Origin of the sequence: Escherichia sp. HH41S (assembly GCF_009820115.1) — a bacterium.
In the GTDB taxonomy this organism is placed as follows: domain Bacteria; phylum Pseudomonadota; class Gammaproteobacteria; order Enterobacterales; family Enterobacteriaceae; genus Escherichia; species Escherichia coli_F.
Genome location: NZ_VNXE01000008.1, coordinates 113,885 through 132,751, shown reverse-complemented (window position 1 = coordinate 132,751; position 18,867 = coordinate 113,885). Strand labels below are relative to the sequence as shown.

The following is an 18,867-nucleotide window of genomic DNA, read 5'->3' as shown; positions in this document are numbered from 1 at the left end:
ATTGCTCACAGAAACGGAGCGGCACCTCTTTTAACCCTTGAAGTCACTGCCCGTTTCGAGAGTTTCTCAACTCGAATAACTAAAGCCAACGTGAACTTTTGCGGATCTCCAGGATCCGCTTTTTTTTATTCTACAGGCCCACAGCAAGAGAGCCTGATAGTAACAGTTACTCAATCCGATCTTTGACAATAAAGAAGTAACACAGCGCCCCGGTGAACGTCACACAGGCCGCGATAACCAGCGCCAGATTAAACGAGTGCGTGGTATCCACTACCCAACCGGTTACGATCGGAGCAAAGGAAGCAAAAACAAAACTGCCAAAGTTTTGAATCCCGGCGATGGAAGCCACTTTTGTTTCTGACACCATCACCTGCACCAGTCCCCATGCAGATGTTCCCGCGAAATGCACGCAGAACAGCGCCATTGAGATAAACGCTACAGCCTGGGCTGGCGAGGAGGATTGCACGACCAGCAACGTGCCTAATGCCGACATCATCAAACCGCAGACAATAGCCGTTTTACGCGTCTTCGCCAGGTCGTAGCCTTTTTTCGCCAGCCGATCGACAACAATACCGTTAACCCACATCCCGACCGCCGCCGCGAGGAAAGGAATCGCCGCCACCCAACCGGTTTTCGCCAGACTGAAGCCTTGCTCGGCTTGTAAATAACCGGGTAACCACGCGATGTAGAGCCAACCGGTATAATTGACGCCAGAGAAACCTAAAATCATCCCCCAGGTTGTCCGATGCTTAAACAGCGCCAGCCACTCGCTAAATTGTAATTGTGGACGCGGTTTAACCGGCGCGGAGAGATAGGTCCGTTCTTCGTCGGTCAGGACAAACTGCGCCCGGTTGCGATACCACGCGTACCAACAGATCCCAACCAGAATCCCCGCCACGCCGATGATGACGAACATTGCCCGCCAGCCCCATGCCAGCTGCATCAATACAAGAGCAGGAGGCGCAATAGCCTGACCGATAACGGTAGATGAGTTAAAAATCCCCAGCGCCGTGCCGCGTTCTTTTTGCGCATACCAGTCGGTGATCGACTTTACTCCCGCAGGCATAAATGGCGCTTCGCCAATACCCAGACCGATACGCATTAAAATAAAGTGGCTAAAAGAATTAACCATTCCTGTTAATGCCTGCATTAATGACCAGAATATTAAGCCTGCACCTAAAACTATTCGTGGGCCAAAGCGGTCTAGCAAAATACCGGAAGGGAGTTGTGAAAAACCATAAGACAGAGAAAATGCAGAAAGCAAAACGCCAAATTCTGTCGCCGATAATCCTAACTCGCCACGAATCGCTTCGCCTGCCACGCTCAATGACGAACGGTCGAGGAAATTAACGATCCCCGCCATAAATAATAAAACCAGCGTTACTGTCTGAATACGACGAATCCGTTGCGGTTTATTACCCGCAACACTGGTTGACACATCAACGTCCATTTTTAGCTCCTTGAGCGGAATTAATCGATTTGCTGACTATTCAGAAAATAATTAAGCGAACCGTTATTACCAGTTCCACAATGTGCCATCTTCCAGTCGTGCGACGGGGAGATACGCCGGGTCATACGGATATTTCGCCGCCAGTTTCTCATCGAAAGAAATACCCAGCCCCGGTTCATCGCCTGGGTGCATATAACCTTCATCGAAGCGCCAGCTGTGCGGGAAGACTTCAAGCATTTGTTCGGAATAGCCCATGTACTCCTGAACACCAAAGTTTGGCACCCAGAGGTCAAAATGCAGCGCCGCCGCATGACAAACAGGCGATAAATCTGAAGGGCCATGCGAACCGGTACGTACCTGATAAAGCGATGCAAAATCGGCAATCCGTCGCATCCCGGTAATGCCGCCTGCATGGGTAATCGTCGTGCGAATATAGTCAATCAGCTGCTCTTCGATTAACTGCTTGCAGTCCCAGATACTGTTAAACACTTCACCGACCGCAATCGGCGTCACAGTATGCTGGCGAATCAGACGAAAACATTCCTGGTTCTCGGCAGGCGTCGGATCTTCCATCCAGAACAGGCGGTAATCCTCAATGCTCTTCCCAAAGCGCGCCGCTTCGATAGGAGTCAGGCGATGGTGCATGTCATGCAACAGATGTTCGTTAAAACCGAACTTATTACGCACCGCTTCAAATAACTTCGGTGTAAAATCGAGATACTTTTCTGAAGACCACAACTGCTCTTCCGGCCACAGGACTTTGGTTGCCGGTTCATACGCCAGTCCTTTGCCCTTCGCCAGGCCATAAGTGGTTTGCATACCCGGTACACCGCACTGCACACGAATCGCCTTAAAGCCCATCTGCTGGTGCTTTGCATAGTCTTCAAGGACTTCATCAATCGTGCGCCCGGTGGTGTGGCAATAAACCATCACGCCTTCACGAGAAGCCCCACCAAGCAGTTGATACAATGGCATATTTGCCGCTTTGGCTTTGATATCCCACAACGCCATATCAATGGCAGAAATGGCCGACATCGTGACGGGGCCACGTCGCCAGTAAGCACCTTTATAAAAGAATTGCCAGATATCTTCGATACGGCTGGCATCGCGGCCAATTAATTGTGGACAAAGATGATCTTTCAGATAAGAAGCGACCGACAATTCGCGACCATTTAATGTGGCATCTCCCAATCCACAAAGTCCGCTTGCAGTGGTTATTTTAAGCGTAACGAAATTACGTCCTGGGCAAGTAACAAAAACATCTGCAGCAATAATTTTCATTATTGCAATCTCCTGTGTTGTAAATAGACGCTTCAAACTTAATTTTACGCCTACTACCATACAAGAGAGAAAGAGCGATTATTCAACCGTGATCACATTAAAAATAAAAATTTCCGCCGAGGAGAAAAAACACCCTCAAAAACCACCTGAATAATTAACCATCATCGTTAAAACAACACGTTAAATAATCACATAACAAACTCCATTAATCATTAAAAATGAGCGCAGCAATAGAAATGAATTATATTCAATTAATTAAAATATGTATTGATTGATGTATTGAAAATATGATTTTCATGGGGAGAGTGAAGGTAAAGAAGACGCAAGAATAAAAAGGAATATGACAAATAATAGTTCTGGTTGGGCGTTAAATTTAAGGTCACCAGAATGCTGACAAATTTCTGCCTGAGGCAGTCCGCCTACGTAGTGTCGCTACTTTATAGGCGTGGTAAGCTCCCCATTTTCAGGGGAGCAATATAAACCAATTACCCCAACCGCGCCTGCGCAAAAGCAATCGCCTGCGCCACCTGCTGCGGTGAGACGCCGCCTTTTGCCGCACGCTTGTCGAGGCACGATTGCAGCGACAGAATCGGATAGACATCTTCGCCAATCACCTGACTGAATGTCTGCAACTCGACGAGCGGCAGATCTTCCAGCGGTTTGCCCTGACGAATGGCTTCCACCACCGCTTCACCCACAATATGATGCGCCTCGCGGAAAGGTACGCCTTTCGCCACCAGGTAATCCGCCAGTTCAGTGGCGTTGGCGTAACCCTGCTGAGCCGCTTCCTGGCAACGTGGGCGTTTCACCTGAATCCCGTCCAGCACCAGCGCCGCCATATGCAGGCAGTCCAGCCAGGTATCGAGTGCGTCGAATAAGCCCTCTTTGTCTTCCTGCATATCTTTGTTGTAAGCCAGCGGCAAACCTTTCAGCGTCATCATCATGCCAGTCAACGCGCCCTGAACACGACCGCATTTACCGCGAATCAGCTCCAGCGCATCCGGGTTTTTCTTCTGCGGCATTAATGATGAACCGGAAGTAACACGATCAGAAAGCTCCACAAAACCCGCTTCGCCGGTGTTAAAGAAAATCAGATCTTCGGCAAAACGCGACAAATGCACCATACCGATAGCGGCGGCAGAAAGCAGTTCCAGCACGTGGTCGCGGTCAGAAACGCTGTCGAGACTGTTACGGGTCGCCGAGGCAAAGCCCAGCCAGCCTGCTAACTGTTCACGGTCGATTTCATAAGCCGTTCCCGCCAGTGCGCCACAGCCTAACGGGCTGACATCCAGACGCTTAAGCGCATCCTGCAAACGGCTTTCATCACGCGCCAGCATCTCAACATAGGCCAGGCACCAGTGCGCAAACGTCACCGGCTGGGCGCGTTGCAGGTGAGTGTAACCAGGCATTACCGCGTCCTGATTATTCTGCGCGGTCTCGACCAGAGCGGATTGTAACTGTCGGTTAGCCGTCAGTAACTCACTAACGGTATCTTTGCACCACAGTTTCAGGTCAGTCGCTACCTGATCATTACGGCTACGCCCGGTGTGCAGTTTTTTGCCTAACTGGCCCACTTTGTCGATCAGTTTGCCTTCTACCCAGCTATGGATATCTTCAGCGTCGCTTTCAAGAATTTGTTGTGGTCTGGCGCGAACATCTTCCAGCAGCACATTGAGCGCCTCTTCCAGTTGCACCTGTTCTTCTGCGGTTAACACGCCTACCGTTACCAGCGCTTTGGACCAGGCCACAGAGCCAACAATATCCTGCTCCGCCAGACGGTAATCAAAGCGCAGTGAGTCGTTGAATTGTTTAAACCGTTGATCTGCTGCCTGGGTAAAACGCCCGCCCCAAAGTGCCATAACTCTGTTTCCTTATTTTGAAATTCAATGCCAGAAAGCTACGTCTCCGGCCAACAAAACTTAAGCTAAAATCCGCGTACCCATCGGCATACCGTTAAACAGTGCCGGAAGCTGTTCCGCATGACGCCAGGAGGCAATATCTACCGGGCGACCCAGCGTGCGCGCAGCGTCCAGCGCCGCGTTCACTTTCACTATCATGCCGTCAGTAATAATGCCCTGCTCAATCAGTTGTTCTGCTTTCGCTGCGGTCATTTCGGCAATACGTTGCCCTTTGCCGTCGAGAATACCGCTGACATCAGAGAGCAAAATCAGATCCGCGCCCAGCGTTGCCGCCAGCGCCGTCGCCGCCTGGTCAGCATTGACGTTCATCAGTTGCCCTTCGTCCGTTACGCCAATGGAGCTGACCACTGGCAGATAACCGTTTTCCAGCAACGTGTTGATAAGCTTAGGCGAACCTGGCTGCGCCAGTCCAACATGGCCTAACTCTTCATCGAGCTGGGTCACTTTTACGCTGTCGCCGTCACCGAGAAACAAACCTACGGCTGCAATCTGATGTTTCTTCGCCCATGCCAGCAGGGTTTTATTTGCCGTTCCCGCCAGCGCTCCGGTGATAATGTCTATCTGATCCGCAGGCGTCACCCGCAGGCCGTTTTTCTTTTTCACCGGCAGATTCAGTCCTTTCATCAGCTCATCCACCACGCAGCCGCCGCCGTGGACAATCACCAGCGGACGCTGATGTGACTCGCGATAATTCACCAGGGCGCTAAACAGACGTTCCAGCGCCTCTTCACTATCCAGCAGTACGCCGCCCAGTTTGATAATTAATGGATTCATCATTGCACCCCTAAATAAGAGACTGCGTTTCCGCATAGCCGAAACGAATATTGGCGCACTGTACCGCTTGTGCTGCCGCGCCTTTCAATAAGTTGTCTTCGGTCGCCACAATAATCAGATGTTCCCCCTGAACGGCAAAACCGATATCGCAGAACGGCAGCCCGACGACATTTTTCAGCGCCGGAACGCCTTTGTCATACAACCGTACCAGCGGTTTATGGGCATACGCCTGCTGTAACGCTTGCGCGACTTGCGCCTGGTTCACGCCAGGCTTCAGGCGGCAGGTAATGGTTTCGAGAATGCCGCGCGGGAAATTGCCCAGATGCGGGGTAAAAATAACGTCAGCACCGAGATGCGTGGCGATCTCCGGCTGGTGGCGATGGGTAAAGACACCATACGGTTGCAGGCTAACTTCACAAAAACTATTTGAAATCGCTGCCTTACGTCCTGCTCCGCTCACACCACTGGTGGCGTTGATAACCGGCCACTGATTGAGGTCAAGAAGATCGGCATCAATCAACGGTTTCAGCGCCAATTGCGCCGCCGTCGGATAACAGCCAGGCACCGCAATTAAGTTCGCTTCTTTTAATTTATGACCGCACCACTCCGCCAGACCGTAAGCTGCCTGTTCCAACAGTTCCGGGTATTGATGGCTAAAGCCGTAATATTTTTCATAGAAGGTGGCGTCGTTAACACGAAACGCGCCGGAAAGGTCGAACACCACACAGCCCGCTTCAAGAAATTGTGGCGCTAAATCGTGACTAACTTCATGGGCAGTAGCAAGAAACACCACGTCCACCCCTGGGCTAAACTCACTGATATCCGACATCGGCTGCAACGGCAGATCAACGATGCCTTTTAGCTGCGGATGCAAATCGGAGATTAACTTTCCCGCATCATTGCTTTGCGCTGAAACAGTCAAAGCGGTTATGTTCATATGCGGATGGCGATTTACATAGGTCACTAGCTCTGCGCCAGCGTAACCGCTGGCACCCACAATCAGCGTATTCAACATCGGGGCTATTCACCTTCTTATGTCTGGTTGCCTGGTTAAACGTAAAACATTCACCTTACGGCTGGTGGGTTTTATTACGCTCAACGTTAGTGTATTTTTATTCACAAATACTGCATGAATATTGATACTATCATGACCAGAGGTGTGTCAACAATGAAAAACAAATTACCGCCATTTATCGAGATTTACCGTGCTCTGATTGCCACACCTTCAATAAGCGCCACGGAAGAGGCACTCGATCAAAGCAATGCAGATTTAATCACTCTGCTGGCGGACTGGTTTAAAGATTTGGGCTTCAATGTGGAAGTGCAGCCCGTGCCGGGAACTCGCAACAAATTTAATATGCTAGCCAGTTGCGGACAGGGAGCTGGCGGTTTGCTGCTGGCGGGGCATACCGATACGGTGCCATTTGATGACGGCCGCTGGACGCGCGATCCGTTTACGCTGACAGAGCATGACGGCAAGCTTTACGGCTTAGGCACCGCCGACATGAAAGGCTTTTTTGCGTTTATCCTCGATGCACTACGCGATGTCGACGTCACGAAACTGAAAAAACCGCTCTACATTCTGGCGACTGCCGATGAAGAGACCAGTATGGCAGGAGCGCGTTATTTTGCCGAAACTACCGCCCTGTGCCCGGATTGCGCCATCATTGGCGAACCGACGTCACTACAACCGGTACGTGCACATAAAGGTCATATCTCTAACGCCATCCGTATTCAGGGCCAGTCGGGCCACTCCAGCGATCCAGCACGCGGAGTTAACGCTATCGAACTGATGCACGACGCCATCGGGCATATTTTGCAATTGCGCGATAACCTGAAAGAACGTTATCACTACGAAGCGTTTACCGTGCCATACCCCACGCTCAACCTCGGGCATATTCACGGTGGCGACGCTTCTAACCGTATTTGTGCTTGCTGTGAGTTGCATATGGATATTCGTCCGCTGCCAGGCATGACACTCAATGAACTTAATGGTTTGCTCAACGATGCATTGTCTCCGGTGAGCGAGCGCTGGCCGGGTCGTCTGACGGTCGACGAGCTGCATCCACCGATTCCTGGCTATGAATGCCCACCGAATCATCAACTGGTTGAAGTGGTTGAGAAATTGCTCGGAGCAAAGACCGAAGTAGTGAACTACTGTACCGAAGCGCCGTTTATTCAGACGTTATGCCCGACGCTGGTGCTGGGACCTGGCTCAATTAATCAGGCTCATCAGCCTGATGAATACCTGGAGACACGGTTTATCAAGCCCACCCGCGAACTGATCACCCAGGTGATTCACCATTTCTGCTGGCATTAAAACGTAGGCCAAACAATGTCGGATGCGATGCTTGCGCATCTTATCCGACCTACACCTTTGGTGTTACTCAAGGCGATTTTTTAACATTTCCATAAGTTACGCTTATTTAAAGCGTCGTGAATTTAATGGCGTAAATTCCTGCTATTTATTCGTTTGCTGAAGCGATTTCGCAGCATTTGACGTCACCGCTTTTACGTGGCTTTATAAAAGACGACGAAAAGCAAAGCCCGAGCATATTCGCGCCAATGCGACGTGAAGGATACAGGGCTATCAAACGATAAGATGGGGTGTCTGGGGTAATATGAACGAACAATATTCCGCATTGCGTAGTAATGTCAGTATGCTCGGCAAAGTGCTGGGAGAAACCATCAAGGATGCGTTGGGAGAACACATTCTTGAACGCGTTGAAACTATCCGTAAGTTGTCCAAATCTTCACGCGCTGGCAATGATGCTAACCGCCAGGAGTTGCTCACCACTTTACAAAATTTGTCGAACGACGAGCTGCTGCCCGTTGCGCGTGCGTTTAGTCAGTTCCTGAATCTGGCTAACACCGCCGAGCAATACCATAGCATTTCGCCGAAAGGCGAAGCAGCCAGCAATCCGGAAGTGATCGCCCGCACCCTGCGTAAACTGAAAAACCAGCCGGAACTGAGCGAAGACACCATCAAAAAAGCAGTGGAATCGCTGTCGCTGGAACTGGTCCTCACGGCTCACCCAACCGAAATTACCCGTCGTACGCTGATCCACAAAATGGTGGAAGTGAACGCCTGCTTAAAACAGCTCGACAACAAAGATATCGCCGACTACGAACATAACCAACTGATGCGCCGCCTGCGCCAGTTGATCGCCCAGTCATGGCATACCGATGAAATCCGTAAGCTGCGCCCAAGCCCGGTAGATGAGGCCAAATGGGGCTTTGCCGTAGTAGAAAACAGCCTGTGGCAAGGCGTACCGAATTACCTGCGCGAACTGAACGAACAACTGGAAGAGAACCTCGGCTACAAACTACCCGTCGAATTTGTTCCGGTGCGTTTTACCTCGTGGATGGGCGGCGACCGCGACGGAAACCCGAACGTCACTGCCGATATCACCCGCCACGTCCTGCTGCTCAGCCGCTGGAAAGCCACCGATCTGTTCCTGAAAGATATTCAAGTTCTGGTTTCTGAACTGTCGATGGTTGAAGCAACTCCGGAACTGCTGGCGCTGGTCGGCGAAGAAGGTGCCGCAGAACCGTATCGCTATCTGATGAAAAACCTGCGTTCCCGCTTGATGGCGACACAGGCATGGCTGGAAGCGCGCCTGAAAGGTGAAGAAGTACCAAAACCAGAGGGTCTGCTGACGCAGAACGAAGAATTGTGGGAGCCGCTCTACGCTTGCTACCAGTCCCTTCAGGCGTGTGGCATGGGTATTATTGCCAACGGCGATCTGCTCGACACCCTGCGCCGCGTGAAATGTTTCGGTGTACCGCTGGTCCGTATTGATATCCGTCAGGAGAGCACCCGTCATACCGAAGCGCTGGGCGAACTGACCCGCTACCTCGGCATCGGCGACTACGAAAGCTGGTCAGAGGCCGACAAACAGGCGTTCCTGATCCGCGAACTGAACTCCAAACGCCCTCTTCTGCCGCGTAACTGGCAACCGAGCGCCGAAACGCGCGAAGTACTTGATACCTGTCAGGTAATTGCTGAAGCACCGCAAGGTTCCATTGCCGCCTACGTGATCTCGATGGCAAAAACGCCGTCCGACGTACTGGCTGTACACCTGCTGCTGAAAGAAGCGGGTATTGGATTTGCGATGCCGGTTGCACCGCTGTTTGAAACCCTTGATGACCTGAACAACGCCAACGATGTCATGACCCAGTTGCTCAATATCGACTGGTATCGCGGCCTGATTCAGGGCAAACAGATGGTGATGATTGGCTATTCCGACTCAGCAAAAGATGCGGGGGTGATGGCGGCTTCCTGGGCGCAATATCAGGCACAGGATGCATTAATCAAAACCTGCGAAAAAGCGGGTATTGAACTGACGCTGTTCCACGGCCGCGGCGGTTCCATTGGTCGCGGCGGCGCACCTGCCCATGCGGCGCTGCTGTCACAACCGCCAGGAAGCCTGAAAGGCGGCCTGCGCGTGACCGAACAGGGCGAGATGATCCGCTTTAAATATGGTCTGCCAGAAATCACCGTTAGCAGCCTGTCGCTGTACACCGGGGCGATTCTGGAAGCCAACCTGCTGCCACCGCCGGAGCCGAAAGAGAGCTGGCGTCGCATTATGGATGAACTGTCAGTCATCTCCTGCGATCTCTACCGTGGCTACGTACGTGAAAACAAAGATTTTGTGCCGTACTTCCGCTCCGCTACGCCGGAACAAGAGCTGGGCAAACTGCCGTTGGGTTCACGTCCGGCGAAACGTCGCCCGACCGGCGGCGTCGAGTCACTGCGCGCCATTCCGTGGATTTTTGCCTGGACACAAAACCGCCTGATGCTCCCCGCCTGGCTGGGTGCAGGTACGGCGCTGCAAAAAGTGGTCGAAGATGGCAAGCAGAGCGAACTGGAAGCCATGTGCCGCGACTGGCCATTCTTCTCGACGCGTCTCGGCATGCTGGAGATGGTCTTCGCCAAAGCAGACCTGTGGCTGGCGGAATACTATGATCAACGTCTGGTAGACAAAGCATTGTGGCCGTTAGGTAAAGAGTTACGTAATCTGCAAGAAGAAGACATCAAAGTGGTGCTGGCGATTGCCAACGATTCTCACCTGATGGCCGATCTGCCGTGGATTGCGGAGTCTATTCAGCTGCGAAATATTTACACCGACCCACTGAACGTATTGCAGGCCGAGTTGCTGCACCGCTCCCGCCAGGCAGAAAAAGAAGGCCAGGAACCGGATCCTCGCGTCGAGCAAGCGTTAATGGTTACTATTGCCGGGATTGCGGCAGGTATGCGTAATACCGGCTAATCTTCCCCCCTCCTGCAAACCCTCGTGCTTTTGCGCGAGGGTTTTCTGAAATACTTCTGTTCTAACACCCTCGTTTTCAATATATTTCTGTCTGCATTTTATTCAAATTCTGGATATCCCTTCAGATATCCTTAAGGAATTGTCGTTACATTCGGCGATATTTTTTCAAGACAGGTTCTTACTATGCATTCCACAGAAGTCCAGGCTAAACCTCTTTTTAGCTGGAAAGCCCTAGGTTGGGCACTGCTCTACTTTTGGTTTTTCTCTACTCTGCTACAGGCCATTATTTACATCAGTGGTTATAGTGGCACTAACGGCATTCGCGACTCGCTGTTATTCAGTTCGCTGTGGTTGATCCCGGTATTCCTCTTTCCGAAGCGTATTAAAATTATTGCCGCAGTAATCGGCGTAGTGCTATGGGCGGCCTCTCTGGCGGCGCTGTGCTACTACGTCATCTACGGTCAGGAGTTCTCGCAGAGCGTTCTGTTTGTGATGTTCGAAACCAACACCAACGAAGCCAGCGAGTATTTAAGCCAGTATTTCAGCCTGAAAATTGTGCTTATCGCGCTGGCCTATACGGCGGTGGCAGTTCTGCTGTGGACACGCCTGCGCCCGGTCTATATTCCAAAGCCGTGGCGTTATGTTGTCTCTTTTGCCCTGCTTTATGGCTTGATTCTGCATCCGATCGCCATGAATACGTTTATCAAAAACAAGCCGTTTGAGAAAACGTTGGATAACCTGGCATCGCGTATGGAGCCTGCCGCACCGTGGCAATTCCTGACCGGCTATTATCAGTATCGTCAGCAACTAAACTCGCTAACAAAGCTACTGAATGAAAATAATGCCTTGCCGCCGCTGGCTAATTTCAAAGATGAATCGGGTAACGAACCGCGCACCTTAGTGCTGGTGATTGGCGAGTCGACCCAGCGTGGACGCATGAGTCTGTACGGTTATCCGCGTGAAACCACGCCGGAGCTGGATGCGCTGCATAAAACCGATCCGAATCTGACCGTGTTTAATAACGTGGTGACGTCTCGTCCGTACACCATTGAAATCCTGCAACAGGCGCTGACTTTTGCCAATGAAAAGAACCCGGATCTGTATCTGACGCAGCCGTCGCTGATGAACATGATGAAACAGGCGGGTTATAAAACCTTCTGGATCACCAACCAGCAGACGATGACCGCCCGCAATACCATGCTGACGGTATTTTCGCGCCAGACCGACAAGCAGTACTACATGAACCAGCAACGTACGCAGAGTGCGCGTGAATACGACACCAACGTGCTGAAGCCGTTCCAGGAAGTGCTGAAGGACCCTGCGCCGAAGAAACTGATCATCGTTCATCTGCTGGGTACGCATATCAAATACAAATACCGCTACCCGGAAAATCAGGGCAAGTTTGATGGCAATACCGATCATGTTCCGCCGGGACTAAGCGCAGAAGAGCTGGAGTCATATAACGATTATGATAACGCTAACCTGTATAACGATCATGTGGTTGCCAGCCTGATTAAAGACTTTAAAGCAGCAGACCCGAACGGTTTCCTGGTTTACTTCTCTGACCACGGTGAAGAGGTTTACGACACGCCGCCGCACAAAACTCAGGGGCGTAATGAGGACAACCCGACGCGTCATATGTACACCATTCCGTTCCTGCTGTGGACGTCAGAAAAATGGCAAGCGACTCATCCGCGTGATTTCTCGCAGGATGTTGATCGTAAATACAGCCTGGCGGAACTGATCCACACCTGGTCAGATTTGGCGGGCTTATCTTACGACGGTTACGATCCAACCCGTTCAGTGGTGAATCCGCAGTTCAAAGAAACTACCCGCTGGATTGGTAACCCGTACAAGAAAAACGCGCTGATCGATTACGACACTCTGCCGTATGGCGATCAGGTGGGTAATCAGTAATTATCAGCCAGGTGCTATTTGCCGGATGCGACGCCTGAATGAAGCGTCTTATCCGGCCTACAGATCGCGGCAGTAGGCCAGATAAAGCGACTGAAACCGCCGCAATGTTTACATCGAACTCCCATCAGGCCACACTTTTCAGGTGGCCTTTTTTCATAATGCCAGTTACTGTTTTCCCGACTACCTACCTAAGGGAATAACATGTATCACGACGTCAGCTATCTGCTCTCCCGCCTGATCAACGGCCCGCTGTCGCTGCGCCAGATTTACTTTGCCAGCAGCAACGGTCCGGTGCCCGATCTCGCATATCGGGTCGATTTTCCACGGCTGGAAATTGTGCTGGAAGGCGAGTTTGTTGATACCGGCGCTGGAGCAACGTTAGTTCCCGGCGATGTACTGTACGTTCCCGCTGGCGGCTGGAATTTCCCACAATGGCAAGCCCCCGCGACCACCTTTAGCGTGCTGTTTGGCAAACAGCAACTCGGCTTCAGCGTCGTGCAATGGGATGGCAAACAATATCAAAATCTGGCGAAGCAACACGTCGCCCGACGCGGCCCGCGCATTGGTTCTTTTCTGCTACAAACGCTCAATGAAATGCAAATGCAGTCGCAAGAGCAGCAAACGGCAAGGCTTATCGTCGCCAGCCTGCTTAGCCACTGCCGCGATTTGCTTGGCAGCCAAATCCAGACCGCCTCACGCAGCCAGGCACTATTCGAAGCTATTCGCGATTATATCGACGAACGCTATGCCTCCGCGCTTACCCGCGAATCTGTCGCACAGGCATTCTATATTTCACCAAACTATCTCTCGCACCTGTTTCAAAAAACGGGGGCCATTGGTTTTAACGAATACCTGAATCACACGCGACTGGAACACGCTAAGACGTTATTGAAAGGCTATGACCTGAAGGTAAAAGAAGTGGCGCACGCCTGCGGCTTTGTCGACAGCAACTACTTCTGCCGTCTGTTTCGTAAAAACACCGAACGCTCGCCGTCGGAATATCGTCGGCAGTACCACAGCCAACTGACAGAAAAACCGACTACTCCAGAATAAGATGGGTTTGCTGCGGCGCAGAAAGCACTTTGCGCACCGCGCTCATTACCCGCTGCGGCTCACGCAGGAATGCGTAGATGCTGCATTGCACATAGCGGCAATGTTCAAATCGCTCGGCACCGGCAAGCTCGATATCCGTAATTAACAGCGCAACATCCGCCCGACGGATATCCTCGTCCGCTAAACGATTCTCCGTCCCCAGCGCGCCCTGAGTTTCAATGCTGACGCCCCACTTCTCTAACTGGCACAACTTTTCCAGCCGTTCCGCCGCCATATAAGTATGCGCCACGCCACTGACGCAGGCGGTTACTGCCACCAGGTATGCCATTTTAACCTCCCACGGTAACCTGAAATCCGGCCCGTTCTGCCATTTCGCGCATCGTTGCCACATCGGCTGACGACGGCGCAGGCACCTCTTTCATCGACCATGTTTTCCCCAGCAGGCGGTATTTCGGTTCGCCGTACTGGTGAAACGGTAACAGATGGATCTGCCTGATATTCAGCGGGATCAGTACGTTCAGCGCCTGCTGCATATTCTCCCGACTGAGCGTGAAACCAGGGATCAGTGGCAAGCGCGGGATCACATTAACACCTTCGCTCACCAGCAAACGCAGGTTCTCCAGCACGCGCGGCAGGTTCATCTTCACCACATCCCGCGCCTGAGTTGCATCCATTATTTTTAAATCGAACAACACTTCATCGCACAATTTCGCCAGCGGTAACAGCTTGCTGGCTGGCGCGTCTCCGGCAGTTTCGATGGCGCATGACACGCCCCACAGACGAAGTCGCTGTAAAAAACGGGTAGCAAACTCCGCCTGCATTAACACTTCGCCGCCAGAAAGCGTGACGCCACCGCCGGACGCGCGAAAGAAAATGTCATCTTTCATCACTTCCCGCTCCAGCGCGTCAAGGCTGATATCGCGACCAATCCGTTCAAACGCGCCGGAGGGGCATTCATCCGCATCACGCAAACATTTTGCGCAGTGCAGGCATTTCGCCTCTCTGCGCACCGTCTGGATTTTGCCGGAGATCGACTCCGGATTAGCACACCACGGGCAAAGATGCGGGCAGCCTTTAAAAAAGACCACCGTACGAATGCCCTCGCCGTCATTCAGTGAATAACGCTGAATGTTGAAAATGCGCGCCACATCATCGCGGCGCGTTTCCACAACGTTACAGCTGATGCGCTGTCCGGCGGATGATGTCATCCTGGATCTCCTTCGACAATTCGACAAAGAAGGCGCTGTATCCGGCTACGCGCACCACCAGCCCGGCATAGTCCTGTGGGCGCTGTTGGGCTTCCCGCAACGTGTCAGCGTTCACCACGTTAAACTGAATATGCTGCAACTTAAGCTGGGTAAATGCCCGTAAGAAGTCGGCTAGTTTGCGTAATCCCGCTTCACCTTCCAGGGTCGCCGGAGTGAATTTCACGTTCAGCAACGTACCGTTAGAAAGCAGCGTGTTATCGAGCTTGCTGACTGATTTCAGTACCGCCGTTGGTCCTTGTGCGTCCTGGCCCAGCATGGGAGACAAGCCACCGTCTGCCAGTTGTTCCCCGGCAAAACGACCGTCTGGCGTCGCACCAACCACCGCTCCCAACGGGACATGAGCAGAAACGGTATACGATCCTGGCGTGAAGTAGCCACCGCGCGGGGTCTGGTATTTTTCCACTTCTTTGCAGTAATGACGCAGGAGTTCAGCGCTAATGTTATCCACCTCGTCGATATCGTTACCGTATTTCTCAAAGCGGTTAATTAAGCGAGCGCGGACTTTTTCGCCTTCTGGCGTTGCGAAGTTGGCTTTTAATACCGACAGCAATTCGTCAAAACTTAAACGCTGTTGCTCAAAAACCATCCCTTTCAACGCATGGAGAGAATCGCTCAGGTTGGCGATACCGATCCCCTGTACGCCGGAGAAGTTATAACGCGCGCCGCCATCGGTAATATCGCGGCCTTTTTCCAGACAATCGCTGATAAACGACGAGAGCAGCGGTACAGGAGCCCAGTCACGGTGACCGATATCACAAATATTGCTGCCTTCAACCATCAGGGTGATGTAGTGGCTGATCTTGGCGCGGATCTGTTCCAGCAAACCTTCATAACTCAGCGTGGTATTACCTTCATTTTCATGCAGGCAGATTTCCATCACTTTCAGCAGGTTAAACATCGCGATGTCATGCAGACCATAGGTTCTGCCAGGAATAGATAACTCCACGCAACCCACTACGGAATAATCGCGCGCATCTTCCAGCGAAACTCCACGATTGAGGAACGCTGGCACCACCACTTCATCGTTGAAGATTTGCGGAATACCCGTGCCGAGGCGAATGGTTTCTGCGGTTTTCATCAGGAACGGCGTGTCGATCAAGGCGTTAGTGCGCACACCCAGGTTCGGTTGTGGTAATTGCACGCTTTGATAGGCATCGAGGCAAAGGAACGAAAGCACGTTCACCGCGCTACGTCCGTTTTCGGTTAACCCACCGAGCAGGGCGGTATAGCCGGTCGGGAAACCTGCAAAATAGCGCGCGCTGCTGGTGGAGCGTAACAGCACGATGTCGTTGCATTTCACCCATAAAGATTCGAGCAGTTCTTTCAGGAACGCCGGATCTTCGCCCTGGGTTAATGATGCCTGATAGAATGGCAACATATACTGGTCGAAGCGCCCTAAAGACAGCGAGCTGGCGTTGGATTCGTATTGCAGAATGATGTTCATGTACCAGAACAACTGGCACGCTTGCCAGAACGTCTGCGGCTTATGTTCGGCGTTATGGCGGGAGATCTCCGCGATAGTCAGCAGTTCTTCGCGACGCTGGGCATCAGTGCAGTTTGCCGCCATCGTTTCCGCCAGTTCGGCGTAACGCAAAATGTGTTTCTGCGAGGCTTCGAGCAATAACAGCGCAGCCTGATAAAAGTGATTCTCCGGCTGTTGCTGGCAATGTTGCTGCATCTGCGCCACCAGCTCACCCAGCCCGTGATTCAGCAGGCGCGGGTAATCAATAATGATGTGCCCCTGGCCTTTATCTGTCTGGTTGATACTGAAAATCTGCGTGCTGGTCGCGACTTTTACTTCATCCGTCATCTGCCCGTTGATGAAATCTTTCATCGAACGTTTTTCCCAGTATGGGAACAGTTCTTCGCGGTAGATACGTTTATCTTCTTCACTAATGGCGAAGCGGTCCTGCGGTCGCGTCGGAAATTGATCCAGCTCTTTCAGCAGCCAGTAAGGGTCCATTTCCGGCGACATAATCCCGGCGCGCGGTTTTACGGTACGGTTACCAGCAATCAGTTCTTCATCACGAATCGAAATTTCAACATGTTCAAGGATATACGCTGTTGCTTTCGCCCGGCGCAATATCACTGGTTCGCCTTCGGTTTGCCGATGGCTGGCGGTATAAAGCAGCGCCCGCTCCAGCGAGATTTCACGGGTATTAGCAAACAGTGCAGTTTTAAGGCGAGAGATACGATTCGTCATGAGGAACTCCTGTGGGGAAGCGAACCCGCCCTTGCGAGCGGGATAAGGACTTAAGCGGTTTGTGCCAGGTGAGCTTCAATTTTGCTCATAATGGCGTCAGCACGTTTTACCGCGTCGCTGATGTTGACGCGCACAATGGTCTTGCCAGCAAAACGCTCTTCAAACTTAATGCCGATATCTTTGGTCAGAATCACCATATCGGCGCTCGCCACGTCTTCCGCAGTCAGTTCATTTTCCAGACCAATCGAGCCCTGGGTTTCTACTTTCACTTCCCAGCCTTTCGCTTTCGCGGCACTTTCCAGCGCCTCTGCCGCCATATAAGTATGGGCAACACCAGATGGACACGCGGTTACTGCAATAATTTTCGTCATGGCTCGTTCCTCAATTAATTAATTTCAAAATCCAAATCCAGGTCGTCTTCTTTTTCATCAGTCGAAGACCCATTTTTACGCGCCAGACTTTTCAGCACGTTCACGCAGACTGCCGTCACAACCGCCCCGACAGCCACTGCTGCGATATAACCCAGCTTGCCTTCAACCACCGGCAGCACAATCAGACCACCCCAGCCTGCATAGCACTGCGCACCGACCAGCGCCGCAGTTACTGCACCACAAACTGAACCGACCATGATGGAAGGAATGACACGCAGCGGATCGGCAGCGGCGAAAGGAATCGCCCCTTCAGTAACCCCAACGCACCCCATCACCAGCGCCGCTTTGCCGGTTTCGCGCTCTTCTGCAGAGAAATTTTTACGACCAATCAGCGTCGCCAGCCCCATCCCCAGCGGCGGGATACAAATACCCACGGCAGCAATGGCCACCACGGTATATACACCCTGAGCAACGCAAATCAGCATGAAGGCATAGGCCACTTTGTTAACCGGGCCGCCCATATCAAAGGCCAGCATCAATCCCATGATCACCGCCAGCATCACTACGCTGCCTTGTTGCATGCCCTGAAGCCACTGGGTCAGGCTGTTGGTCAACGCCCCCACCGGCTCGCCCAGTCCCCACATCATGACACCAGCGGTAATCAGTGTGCCGACGATCGGAATGATGAAGATTGGCATCACCGAGCGCAGAACTTTATGCACCGGAATTTTCTTCAGGTAATGCACCACGATGCCGCCGATAATCCCGGCGATCAGCGCGCCAAAGAAGCCCGCACCAAAGCTGTTACCAACCCAGGCACCGATGGCGCACGGAGCCAGCGCAGAACGTTCTGCAATGGAATAACCGATGTACGCTGCGAGGAAAGGCACCATCAGCGTCAACCCCGCAACGCCGATATCAAACAGTTTTTTCAGATTCGGATCGGCTACGGCATCCGGCACTGCGCCTTTGCCATACAACATGACGGAAACCGCCAGCAAAATACCGCCCGATACCACGAAGGGAATCATATGTGAAACGCCCGTCATTAAATGCTGACGGGTATTTTTCAGGATCTGCACCAACTCATTCATAAGCTGCTCCCGGGCTTGCAAAAGCCCATGTCCATATTTTTGATGGAGGAAACAATAGGCAATCGCAGGCGGAGCAAACAGTGGATAAAAAGGCCATTTACTGGACTTTTGTAATATCAGTACAAAAATGCGATCCGCCTCATAACTTGCGATAACCCGGAAGCATGCCGCAGAACGGCGTCTTGTGAGACGCGTCGCAAATTGACGGTTACATTACATTTGTCCAGCTTTTGGCAGATTTGTCACATGGCAGGCCGTTGCCGT

The 18,867-nt window shown here is 52.1% G+C and carries 14 protein-coding genes; 4 read left to right on the top strand and 10 right to left on the bottom strand.

Annotated elements, in window-relative coordinates; all coding sequences use genetic code 11:
* Positions 1–166 precede the first annotated feature (166 nt).
* The 5 genes from FQZ95_RS02585 to argC form a co-directional block, all read right to left on the bottom strand.
* Positions 167–1,450, bottom strand: coding sequence for an MFS transporter (locus FQZ95_RS02585; protein ID WP_000382176.1), 1,284 nt, complete (start codon positions 1,448–1,450; stop codon positions 167–169).
* Positions 1,451–1,516: 66 nt separating this feature from the next.
* Positions 1,517–2,731 carry a D-mannonate dehydratase ManD gene (manD, locus tag FQZ95_RS02580; protein ID WP_160529858.1) on the bottom strand — a complete coding sequence of 405 codons (1,215 nt, stop codon included), beginning with the start codon at positions 2,729–2,731 and terminating at the stop codon, positions 1,517–1,519.
* Positions 2,732–3,216: 485 nt separating this feature from the next.
* Positions 3,217–4,590, bottom strand: coding sequence for an argininosuccinate lyase (gene argH, locus FQZ95_RS02575; RefSeq protein ID WP_160529857.1), 1,374 nt, complete (start codon positions 4,588–4,590; stop codon positions 3,217–3,219).
* Between the two features lie 60 nt (positions 4,591–4,650).
* A complete protein-coding gene (gene argB / locus FQZ95_RS02570) occupies positions 4,651–5,427 on the bottom strand; it encodes an acetylglutamate kinase (RefSeq protein ID WP_001362445.1) in 777 nt (258 codons plus the stop codon).
* Between the two features lie 7 nt (positions 5,428–5,434).
* Positions 5,435–6,439 (bottom strand): N-acetyl-gamma-glutamyl-phosphate reductase, encoded by a 1,005-nt coding sequence (gene argC / locus FQZ95_RS02565; RefSeq protein WP_000935360.1) that lies wholly within the window; start codon positions 6,437–6,439, stop codon positions 5,435–5,437.
* Between the two features lie 153 nt (positions 6,440–6,592).
* On the opposite strand from argC, the gene argE reads away from it, so the two are divergent.
* The 4 genes from argE to FQZ95_RS02545 all read left to right on the top strand — a co-directional run bounded on the left by argE (position 6,593) and on the right by FQZ95_RS02545 (position 13,667).
* On the top strand, positions 6,593–7,744 hold the full coding sequence (gene argE, locus FQZ95_RS02560; RefSeq protein ID WP_160529856.1) for an acetylornithine deacetylase: 1,152 nt from the start codon (positions 6,593–6,595) through the stop codon (positions 7,742–7,744).
* Between the two features lie 301 nt (positions 7,745–8,045).
* A complete protein-coding gene (gene ppc, locus FQZ95_RS02555) occupies positions 8,046–10,697 on the top strand; it encodes a phosphoenolpyruvate carboxylase (protein ID WP_001005598.1) in 2,652 nt (883 codons plus the stop codon).
* 183 nt (positions 10,698–10,880) lie between these two features.
* Positions 10,881–12,614, top strand: a complete 1,734-nt coding sequence (locus FQZ95_RS02550) for a phosphoethanolamine transferase CptA (RefSeq protein WP_000556301.1) — start codon at positions 10,881–10,883, stop codon at positions 12,612–12,614.
* 201 nt (positions 12,615–12,815) lie between these two features.
* A complete protein-coding gene (locus FQZ95_RS02545; protein WP_160529855.1) occupies positions 12,816–13,667 on the top strand; it encodes a helix-turn-helix transcriptional regulator in 852 nt (283 codons plus the stop codon).
* Here FQZ95_RS02545 and FQZ95_RS02540 read toward each other — a convergent pair.
* Genes FQZ95_RS02540 through FQZ95_RS02520 form a run of 5 tightly spaced genes read right to left on the bottom strand, consistent with a single transcriptional unit; the run spans position 13,654 to position 18,603 of the window.
* Positions 13,654–13,995: a PTS fructose-like transporter subunit IIB gene (locus FQZ95_RS02540; protein ID WP_000323849.1), complete on the bottom strand. Its 342-nt coding sequence runs from the start codon at positions 13,993–13,995 to the stop codon at positions 13,654–13,656. The two genes, FQZ95_RS02545 and FQZ95_RS02540, sit on opposite strands and share 14 nt — an antisense overlap.
* A 1-nt stretch (position 13,996) precedes the next feature.
* Entirely contained in the window at positions 13,997–14,875 is an 879-nt protein-coding gene (locus FQZ95_RS02535) for a [formate-C-acetyltransferase]-activating enzyme (RefSeq protein WP_160529854.1), read from the bottom strand.
* Complete coding sequence (locus FQZ95_RS02530; RefSeq protein WP_160529853.1) at positions 14,841–17,138, bottom strand: formate C-acetyltransferase; 2,298 nt, start codon at positions 17,136–17,138, stop codon at positions 14,841–14,843. The genes FQZ95_RS02535 and FQZ95_RS02530 overlap by 35 nt, the downstream gene beginning before the upstream one ends.
* Before the next feature lie 50 nt (positions 17,139–17,188).
* Positions 17,189–17,509, bottom strand: a complete 321-nt coding sequence (locus FQZ95_RS02525) for a PTS fructose-like transporter subunit IIB (protein ID WP_000161265.1) — start codon at positions 17,507–17,509, stop codon at positions 17,189–17,191.
* 14 nt (positions 17,510–17,523) lie between these two features.
* Complete coding sequence (locus FQZ95_RS02520) at positions 17,524–18,603, bottom strand: PTS fructose transporter subunit EIIC (protein WP_160529852.1); 1,080 nt, start codon at positions 18,601–18,603, stop codon at positions 17,524–17,526.
* Between the last annotated feature and the right edge of the window lie 264 nt (positions 18,604–18,867).

What these genes read in the sequence shown, in the direction of transcription:
- FQZ95_RS02545 (WP_160529855.1), top strand. Translation starts at nt 12,816, where the DNA reads ATGTATCACGACGTCAGCTATCTGCTCTCCCGCCTGATCAACGGCCCG.
- FQZ95_RS02585 (WP_000382176.1), bottom strand. Translation starts at nt 1,450, where the DNA reads ATGGACGTTGATGTGTCAACCAGTGTTGCGGGTAATAAACCGCAACGG.
- manD (WP_160529858.1), bottom strand. Translation starts at nt 2,731, where the DNA reads ATGAAAATTATTGCTGCAGATGTTTTTGTTACTTGCCCAGGACGTAAT.
- argC (WP_000935360.1), bottom strand. Translation starts at nt 6,439, where the DNA reads ATGTTGAATACGCTGATTGTGGGTGCCAGCGGTTACGCTGGCGCAGAG.
- FQZ95_RS02535 (WP_160529854.1), bottom strand. Translation starts at nt 14,875, where the DNA reads ATGACATCATCCGCCGGACAGCGCATCAGCTGTAACGTTGTGGAAACG.
- FQZ95_RS02540 (WP_000323849.1), bottom strand. Translation starts at nt 13,995, where the DNA reads ATGGCATACCTGGTGGCAGTAACCGCCTGCGTCAGTGGCGTGGCGCAT.
- FQZ95_RS02520 (WP_160529852.1), bottom strand. Translation starts at nt 18,603, where the DNA reads ATGAATGAGTTGGTGCAGATCCTGAAAAATACCCGTCAGCATTTAATG.
- FQZ95_RS02550 (WP_000556301.1), top strand. Translation starts at nt 10,881, where the DNA reads ATGCATTCCACAGAAGTCCAGGCTAAACCTCTTTTTAGCTGGAAAGCC.
- argB (WP_001362445.1), bottom strand. Translation starts at nt 5,427, where the DNA reads ATGATGAATCCATTAATTATCAAACTGGGCGGCGTACTGCTGGATAGT.
- FQZ95_RS02530 (WP_160529853.1), bottom strand. Translation starts at nt 17,138, where the DNA reads ATGACGAATCGTATCTCTCGCCTTAAAACTGCACTGTTTGCTAATACC.
- argH (WP_160529857.1), bottom strand. Translation starts at nt 4,590, where the DNA reads ATGGCACTTTGGGGCGGGCGTTTTACCCAGGCAGCAGATCAACGGTTT.
- ppc (WP_001005598.1), top strand. Translation starts at nt 8,046, where the DNA reads ATGAACGAACAATATTCCGCATTGCGTAGTAATGTCAGTATGCTCGGC.
- argE (WP_160529856.1), top strand. Translation starts at nt 6,593, where the DNA reads ATGAAAAACAAATTACCGCCATTTATCGAGATTTACCGTGCTCTGATT.
- FQZ95_RS02525 (WP_000161265.1), bottom strand. Translation starts at nt 17,509, where the DNA reads ATGACGAAAATTATTGCAGTAACCGCGTGTCCATCTGGTGTTGCCCAT.